Source organism: Streptomyces flavofungini (assembly GCF_041028215.1).
GTDB lineage: Bacteria > Actinomycetota > Actinomycetes > Streptomycetales > Streptomycetaceae > Streptomyces > Streptomyces flavofungini_B.
The window spans coordinates 1-7,567 of the sequence record NZ_JASKYR010000341.1 but is presented as its reverse complement, the minus strand read 5'-3'; the positions used below and the strand labels follow the sequence as shown (position 1 = coordinate 7,567).

Annotated in this window: 9 protein-coding genes and 1 tRNA gene; 2 read left to right on the top strand and 8 right to left on the bottom strand. The window is 71.4% G+C overall.

The window, feature by feature from the left end:
* Positions 1-419: 419 nt before the first annotated feature.
* Positions 420-1,274: a helix-turn-helix transcriptional regulator gene (locus AB8Z36_RS22750; RefSeq protein WP_440581973.1), complete on the top strand. Its 855-nt coding sequence runs from the start codon at positions 420-422 to the stop codon at positions 1,272-1,274.
* On the opposite strand, the gene AB8Z36_RS22745 is transcribed toward AB8Z36_RS22750, so the two are convergent.
* The 7 genes from AB8Z36_RS22745 to AB8Z36_RS22715 all read right to left on the bottom strand — a co-directional run bounded on the left by AB8Z36_RS22745 (position 1,256) and on the right by AB8Z36_RS22715 (position 5,595).
* Positions 1,256-1,328 (bottom strand) — tRNA-Ala (locus tag AB8Z36_RS22745). The two genes, AB8Z36_RS22750 and AB8Z36_RS22745, sit on opposite strands and share 19 nt — an antisense overlap.
* 95 nt (positions 1,329-1,423) lie before the next feature.
* Positions 1,424-2,065, bottom strand: coding sequence for a histidine phosphatase family protein (locus AB8Z36_RS22740; RefSeq protein WP_369215206.1), 642 nt, complete (start codon positions 2,063-2,065; stop codon positions 1,424-1,426).
* Positions 2,062-2,505 carry a ribosome silencing factor gene (gene rsfS / locus AB8Z36_RS22735; protein WP_369215205.1) on the bottom strand — a complete coding sequence of 148 codons (444 nt, stop codon included), beginning with the start codon at positions 2,503-2,505 and terminating at the stop codon, positions 2,062-2,064. Before rsfS ends, AB8Z36_RS22740 begins: the two co-directional genes overlap by 4 nt.
* A gap of 133 nt (positions 2,506-2,638) precedes the next feature.
* Positions 2,639-4,423 (bottom strand): LCP family protein, encoded by a 1,785-nt coding sequence (locus tag AB8Z36_RS22730; RefSeq protein ID WP_369215204.1) that lies wholly within the window; start codon positions 4,421-4,423, stop codon positions 2,639-2,641.
* Between the two features lie 16 nt (positions 4,424-4,439).
* A complete protein-coding gene (nadD, locus tag AB8Z36_RS22725; protein ID WP_369215203.1) occupies positions 4,440-5,078 on the bottom strand; it encodes a nicotinate-nucleotide adenylyltransferase in 639 nt (212 codons plus the stop codon).
* Between the two features lie 74 nt (positions 5,079-5,152).
* Positions 5,153-5,317 (bottom strand): hypothetical protein, encoded by a 165-nt coding sequence (locus AB8Z36_RS22720; RefSeq protein WP_369215202.1) that lies wholly within the window; start codon positions 5,315-5,317, stop codon positions 5,153-5,155.
* Positions 5,318-5,403: 86 nt separating this feature from the next.
* Entirely contained in the window at positions 5,404-5,595 is a 192-nt protein-coding gene (locus AB8Z36_RS22715; RefSeq protein WP_369215208.1) for a hypothetical protein, read from the bottom strand.
* A gap of 99 nt (positions 5,596-5,694) precedes the next feature.
* Here AB8Z36_RS22715 and AB8Z36_RS22710 point away from each other — a divergent pair, with 99 nt between their 5' ends.
* Positions 5,695-6,789: a M48 family metallopeptidase gene (locus tag AB8Z36_RS22710; protein ID WP_369215201.1), complete on the top strand. Its 1,095-nt coding sequence runs from the start codon at positions 5,695-5,697 to the stop codon at positions 6,787-6,789.
* 35 nt (positions 6,790-6,824) lie between these two features.
* Here the strand turns inward: AB8Z36_RS22710 and AB8Z36_RS22705 are convergent.
* The coding region (locus AB8Z36_RS22705; RefSeq protein WP_369215200.1) for an SCO2583 family membrane protein at positions 6,825-7,567 on the bottom strand (743 nt) is incomplete at its 5' end.

Sequence of the window (7,567 nt, the reverse complement as noted above, 5' to 3'; positions counted from 1 at the left end):
TAGTTGTCGGACCGGGGGTTGGGCCCGCAGCGGCGGGCGGGGTGGTCGTCGTCATGCCGTCGAGCGTGCGGGCGGCCCGGTACGGGTTACGAGAGCCCGCTGATGCTGGTACTGACAGCACCTGGCAGCGGCCGGGACGGGCACGGACGATGGGGGACGTGACGACGATGACGACTGTGCAGGGGTGGGCACCGGAACAACCACGACGGCGAGGACCGCAGCAACCGCTGGGGCTGGCGCCGGAGCAACCGCTGAGGCAAGCGCCGGAGCAACCGCCGGGGCAGGCGCCGGAGCAACCGCTGAGGCAACCGCCGGGGCGAGCACCGCAGCGACCGCCGGGGCAGGCGCCCGGACAGCCGCGGAGGCCCCAGCGGCGGCGCCCCGAGCTGGCCGCCTTCCTGCGCGGGCGCAGGGCCCGGGTGACCCCGGCCGACGTCGGCATGCCGCCCGGTCTGCGCCGCCGGACGCCGGGGCTGCGGCGCGAGGAGGTCGCGCAGCTCTCCGGGGTCGGCGTCACCTGGTACACCTGGCTGGAGCAGGGACGCCCGATCAACGCCTCGCCGCAGGTCCTGGACGCCGTGGCGCGCACCCTGCGGCTGGACCGCCCGGAGCGCGAGCACCTGTACCACCTGGCCGAGGTGCCGTACGAACCGGACGCGGAGTCCGCGGTGGCCGCGGTGGGACCGGAGGTCCAGGGCATCATCGACGCGATGGACCCGCTCCCCGCGGTGGTCTACAACGCGCGGTACGACATCCTCGCCACGAACCCCGCCTACCGGGACCTCTTCTCGCTCCCGCGGGAGGACGGGGCGGGCGTCCCGAACGTGCTGTGGTCGCTGTTCACCATTCCCGAGGCGGCGTGCCCGCTGGTCTTCCGCGACTCGGAGCTGCCGGTGATGGTGGCGACGCTGCGCGGCGCGTACGGCCGGCATGTGGGCGAGCCCGAGTGGGAGGGCTTCGTCCGCCGCCTCTCCGCCGCGAGCCCGTACTTCGCCGAGCTGTGGGCCAGCGGGAACGTGATACCGCCGGGGAACCGGGTCAAGACGTTCCGGCACAAGGCGATAGGTGAGCTGCGCATGACGTCGGTCTCGCTGAGCATCAACGGCATGCCGGAGTGCCGGATCGTCACCTACACCCCGGACGACGAGGCGAGCAGGCGCCAGACCATGGAACTGCGCGCGCGCAGACTGCGGGCACAGAAGGACGCCGAACGCGAAGATCCCGTCCCCGGACGGGGACGGGATCTTCGGGACTGTGGAGCTAAGGAGAATTGAACTCCTGACCTCCTGCATGCCATGCAGGCGCTCTACCAACTGAGCTATAGCCCCTTGCGTTCTTCCCGCTCTGCGGGGCGAACAAGAAGAACTTTAGCCTGCGACCTGCCCGAATGTGAAATCCGGGGGTCGGCGCCCGGAGGGCTTGGTCAGTCGTCGTCGCCGAGCACCGGTTCCGGCAGCGTGCCCGCGTTGTGCTCAAGGAGGCGCCAGCCGCGCGCTCCCTGGCCGAGGACCGACCAGCAGCAGTTGGACAGACCCCCGAGCCCCTCCCAGTGGTGGGACTCCAGACCGAGGAGGCGACCGATGGTGGTGCGGATGGTGCCGCCGTGGCTGACGACGACCAGGGTGCCGTTGTCCGGCAGCTTCTCGGCATGGCGCAGGACGATCGGGGCCGCTCGGTCGGCGACCTCGGTCTCCAGCTCACCGCCGCCGCGGCGCACCGACTCGCCGCGCTTCCACGCGGCGTACTGGTCGCCGAAGCGGGCGATGATCTCGTCGTGCGTCAGGCCCTGCCACTCGCCCGCGTACGTCTCGCGCAGGCCCTCCTCGTGGATGACGGGGAGGCCGGTGACGGCCGCGAGCTCGCTCGCCGTGGCCGCCGCCCGCTTGAGGTCGGAGGCGACGATGGCGTCCGGCCGCAGCGAGGCGAGCAGCCGGGCGGCGCGCTTGGCCTGGGCCGTGCCGGTCTCGGTCAGATCGATGTCCGTGGTGCCCTGGAAGCGGCGCTCCAGGTTCCAGGACGTCTGGCCGTGCCGCCACAGGATGATCCGGCAGCCGCGGTTGCTCACCGGAGCTCTCCGTCCAGATCCGCCTCCTCGGCGGCGCGCTGCTCGGCGTGGGCGGCGGCCTTGCCGCGGGTCGCCGCGGCGTCCTCGGGCAGCGCGATCTCGGGGCAGTCCTTCCACAGGCGCTCGAGGGCGTAGAAGACACGCTCCTCGCTGTGCTGGACGTGCACCACGATGTCCACGTAGTCGAGGAGGATCCAGCGGGCGTCGCGGTCGCCCTCGCGGCGGACCGGCTTGGCGCCGAGCCGCTTGTTGAGCTGCTCCTCGATCTCGTCGACGATCGACTTGACCTGGCGGTCGTTGGGCGCGGAGGCGAGCAGGAAGGCGTCCGTGATCGACAGCACGTCGCTGACGTCGTACGCGATGATGTCGTGCGCGAGCTTGTCGGCAGCCGCCTGGGCGGCGACGTTGATGAGCTCGATGGAGCGGTCCGTGGCGGTCACTGGTGAGCTTTCCTTCAGATGGTCAAGACACCTCAAGGGTCTCACGGACCGCCGACGGAGCCCCAGACGATTACGTCACGGCTCCGCCGGCCCCGCTCGGCGGCTGCCCCGGCGCGGTCGCGCCGGGCGGTCCTCACCCCGCGTCGTAGTCCTGGCCGAGCACCACCGAGACATCGGCGTTCGCCGCCGTCTTGCCCTCGCGGACCGCGCTCGACGGCAGGCCGAGGGTCTTGGCGACCTCGGTGGCCTGCGACTTCTTCGCCGCGCCCGCGTAGGTGACCTGTGAGGTGGGCTGGGCCGCGGAGCCCGTGCCGCCGTCGACGAAGGCGTAGCCGCCGTTGACCAGGGTGACGCGGGCCTCCTGGGCCGCGCCCTTGCTCCCGGAGGCGTTCTTGACGTTGACGCGCACGGCCGCGCCCTTCTCCGGGCTCTTCGCCGCGCCGCCGAGCACCTCCTTGACCACGCTGTCGGCGGCGTCCTCGGTCAGCGTGCCGTCCTGCCGCACCGGGAGGAGCGTGGTCTTGTAGTCGCCGCCCTTCGCCCGGTCGGCGAGCTCGGCGAGGAAGGCGCCGAGGTCCTTCTCGTTGAGCGAGGGGTCGAGGATCTGCGCCAGCGACTCGACGGTGGTGGTGGCCGCCTGCGGGTCGGAGGAGAGCTTGCGCAGGACGCCCTGCATGACCTGGCCGAAGCGGTCGAGCTGCGCGGTCGCGGACTCGCCGGAGGCGCGGTACGTGGCGTAGGCGACGGCCATCGGGCCGCTGAGGGTCTGCTGCTCGCCCTTCTTGACCAGCGGGGCCTCGCCCTTCTTGGCCTTGGGGTCGGGTACGTCGGTGTCGGTGTCGACGTCGATGTTGCCGACGAGTTCGACGAGGTTCTGGAGGTAGGGCGTGTCGAGCCGCCAGGTGCCCTCGACCTCGGTGCCGAGGGCCGTGTCGATCGAGTCCCGGGTGCCGGTCGAGCCGTCGTCGTCGACGGACTTGCCGAGCGTGGTGGCGGAGCCGTTGTCGTCCGAGACGGCGAGGGTGTTGGGGATCAGTACGGTCGCGCCCTGACCGGTGGTGGCGTTGTTGACCAGGAGCGCGGTCGAGGTGCCGCCGCCCTTGGTGTTGTGCAGATGGACGACGACCACGTCGCGCTTCTGCGGGCCGCCCGCCGCCGCGGCGCCGCCCCCGTCGTCCGACTGGCCGGGCAGCTTGCCCGCGAACCACAGATAGCCGACGCCGCCCGCGATCACCAGGGCGAGGACCACGACGAGCGCGACGACGCGGGAGCGCCCGCGCCGCTTGGCCTCCTCACGCCGCTCGGTCCGGCTCTCGGTGAACTTCAGCCAGTCGATGACGTCCTCGGAGTCCTCGTCGGGCTCCTCGATGAACGAGAACTGCTCGGTCTTGTAGTCCGGCTGCGCGTCGCGGGGCGCGGGGACCGGCTCGGGCCCGGCCTCGCGCTCCGGCGCGCGCGGCGCGGACGCCGACGCCGGGGTAGGTGCGGCCCCGGACCCGGCCGCGGGCTCGGTCTCCGGGACAGCCTCGGTCCGCTGCTGCTGAGGCACCCAGGGGGTGTCGTAGCCCGGCTGCTGACCCCCGTACGGGTCGTACCCGTACCCCTGGGACTCCTGATATCCCGGGGACTGCTGATATCCCTGAGACTGCTGGTACGCCTGGGGCTCCTGATGCCCCTGGGGCTGCTGCTGGTACCCCTGGGACTGCTGGTACTGGTGCGCCTGCTGGTATTGCTGAGCCTGCTGCTGAGACACCTGCTGCGGCACTTGCTGAGACACCTGCTGATACACCGGCCGCCCGTACTCGTCGTACCCGACGACCTGGTACTGGTCGGCCGCGTACTCGCCCGCGTACTCACCCGAGTACTCGCCCGCATACGGGTCGCTGCCCGCATAAGGGTCGTACTGTCGGTCGTTCACCGGTGCCCCTCTCGGCTCATTCGCCGCGGTACAGCTCGCGCTTGTCGATATAACGCACCACGCCGTCGGGCACCAGGTACCAGACGGGGTCGCCCTTCTGGACCCGCGCGCGGCAGTCGGTGGACGAGATGGCGAGGGCGGGCACCTCCACGAGGGAGACACCGCCCTTGGGCAGGCCGGGGTCGGTCAGCGTGTGGCCGGGCCGGGTGACCCCGATGAAATGCGCGAGGGAGAACAGCTCGTCCGTGTCCCGCCAGGTGAGGATCTGGCCGAGCGCGTCCGCGCCCGTGATGAAGAAGAGGTCCGTGTCGGGGTTGAGGGCCCGCAGGTCGCGCAGCGTGTCCGTGGTGTAGGTCTTGCCGCCGCGGTCGATGTCGATGCGGCTCACCGAGAACTGCGGGTTCTCGGCGGTCGCGATGACCGTCATCAGATAGCGGTCCTCGGCCGGTGACACCTGCTTGTCGCTCTTCTGCCACGGCTGCCCGGTCGGCACGAAGACCACCTCGTCGAGGTGGAACTGCGCGGCGACCTCACTGGCCGCCACCAGGTGTCCGTGGTGGATCGGGTCGAAGGTGCCGCCCATGACGCCCAGGCGGCGCTTGCCGTTGCTCACCGGACCGGTCTCCGGACCGGTAGGCATGTCCTGCTCTCCCATGCGTGCAGACCCTACCGGCCCGGCGGACGGGCCCTGTTCGGACGGTCCCGTCCCGGAGTCCCGAGCGGGGCGGCTCAGCGGTCCCGGTTGAAGCGCGTGGTGATCCACAGGAGCAGCAGCAGGGCGAGGAACGCGCCGCCGCCGGTCACGAGGGGGCTCAGGCTTGCGTGCTCGCCGCCGTGCTCGCCGCCCTCGGAGGCGAGAGTGACCAGCTGGGCGGCGTTGGCGTGGAGGCTCATCTCAGGCAGGACCTATCCGGGGGAGGGATGGACATAAGGACTTCCGGGCCATCGTAAGCGTGCGCCCCGCTCCGGCTCACGCCGACTCAGCCGTTGCGGTCCTCGTCGGCGTCCCTGCGGTACCCGCGCAGCAGGAACCAGCCCGCGAGCGCGCAGCCCACGACCATGACGATCAGGACGATCCGCAGCAGATTGCCGGGCCCCTGATCGCCCGCGGCCCTGGCCGCCTCCACGAGCCAGTCGGCCCCGGTGTTGTGCTCCATGGGATTCATGGCCATGACGGATGACTCCTTCTGTGTGCTGCCCTGTCACGGTATCTCCGCCTAGGCTGGTGCCCACCTCGGGGGCATCGGAGGACGACACATGGGGGAATCGGCATGACCGACGGCAATCACCACGGCGGCGGCGAGGGCCACGAGAACGTGCCGAGCCGGCAGCGCAGGCGCTTCCCCGGCATCTCGTCGCGCGCCTACGAACACCCGGCGGACCGCTCGGCCCTGGTGGCCCTGCGCAAGCTCAGCGGCTTCGACACGGTCTTCAAGGCGCTCAGCGGCCTGCTGCCCGAGCGCAGCCTGCGGCTGCTCTTCCTTTCGGACTCTGTCCGCGTCTCGGACGCGCAGTTCGCGCACCTGAACACGATGCTGCGGGACGCCTGCTACATCCTGGACCTGGAGAAGGTCCCGCCGATGTACGTGAACCAGGACCCGAACCCCAACGCGATGTGCATCGGTCTCGACGAGCCGATCATCGTCGTGACGACGGGCCTCGTCGAGCTGCTCGACGAGGAGGAGATGCGGGCGGTCGTCGGCCACGAGGTGGGCCACGCGCTGTCCGGGCACGCCGTCTACCGCACGATCCTGCTGTTCCTGACCAACCTCGCGCTGAAGGTCGCGTGGATTCCGCTCGGCAATGTCGCGATCATGGCGATCGTGACCGCGCTGCGCGAGTGGTTCCGCAAGTCGGAGCTCTCCGCGGACCGCGCCGGGCTCCTCGTCGGCCAGGACCTGCGGTGCTCCATGCGCGGCCTGATGAAGCTGGCGGGCGGCAACCACCTGCACGAGATGAACGTGGACGCGTTCCTGGAGCAGGCCGAGGAGTACGAGGCCGGGGGCGACCTGCGCGACTCCGTGCTGAAGATCCTGAACGTACTGCCGCGTACGCACCCCTTCGCCGCCGTGCGGGCCGCCGAGCTGAAGAAGTGGGCCGAGTCCCGCGACTACCAGCGGATCATGGACGGGCACTACCCCCGCAGGGACGAGGACGGGGACACCTCCGTCTCCGACTCCTTCCGGCAGTCGGCCTCGGCGTACGCGGACGACGTGCGCAACAGCAAGGACCCGCTGATGAAGCTGGTCAGTGATCTCGCGGGCGGCGCGGGCGACCTCGGCGGCAAGCTGCGCGGCAAGTTCACCGGCGGCCAGAACGGCGGCTCGGGTCCGGGCGAGGGCGGCTCGGAGCCCCCCAAGCCGTAGCCCGTATCGAACGTCACCTAGCGTCACGAAGCGTTTCAGAGCGAAGGCTGGGCGGCGCCCGCCAGCGTGCCGCAGAGCGCGGGGGCGCGGCCCGTGGCGTACGGGTCGGTGCCCGCGGGGCCGTCCGCCCTCGCGTGCTCCCCCGCGAGCAGCGGCCGCAGCCGGCGCACCGAGTCGGCGGCGCAGTTCAGCGGCCCGGCCTGGGTGGCGGAGACCACGAGCTCGGCCTGGTGCATGCGCAGGTCGTCCCGGTCGAAGCGGAAGTGCAGCTCGCGCCGGACGGTGAACAGCGAGGCCGCCGCACCGGACGCCCTCGCGGACGCCTTCCGCACCGCGTACACGAAGGTGTGGTCGGTGGACACCTCAAGCGTCGCCTTGTCCGTCTCGGCGACCCGCAGCGTCCCCTGGACCCGGACCCGCTGGTCGGCGAGGGCGGTCTCCTTGGGGTCGAACCGCACCAGCCAGCCGGTGGGCGCGTGCCGCCCGTCGGCGGCGGGGTGGGCGAAGCTCCGGTCGAACTGGTCGTACTGGTCCGGGTCGAGCAGCAGCCGCACGGAGCGCGGGGAGCCGCCGGTGAGGGTGTCGGGGTCCAGGGAGGACTCGACCAGATAGTCCTTGGCGGTGGTCAGGGCGGACGTCACCTGGCTGTCGGAGAAGTGCTCGGTGCGGCGCGCGGCGGGGAGGTTCACGCCGCCCGCGCCCACCCGGAACTGCGCGGCCGGGCTGTGCGCGTACAGCTCGGCGACCTTCGCGGAGCCCGGGACGGGGCCCTGCGGGG

What these genes read in the sequence shown, in the direction of transcription:
- nadD (WP_369215203.1), bottom strand. Translation starts at nt 5,078, where the DNA reads ATGGGAGAGCAGGACATGCCTACCGGTCCGGAGACCGGTCCGGTGAGC.
- AB8Z36_RS22720 (WP_369215202.1), bottom strand. Translation starts at nt 5,317, where the DNA reads ATGAGCCTCCACGCCAACGCCGCCCAGCTGGTCACTCTCGCCTCCGAG.
- AB8Z36_RS22715 (WP_369215208.1), bottom strand. Translation starts at nt 5,595, where the DNA reads ATGGCCATGAATCCCATGGAGCACAACACCGGGGCCGACTGGCTCGTG.
- AB8Z36_RS22710 (WP_369215201.1), top strand. Translation starts at nt 5,695, where the DNA reads ATGACCGACGGCAATCACCACGGCGGCGGCGAGGGCCACGAGAACGTG.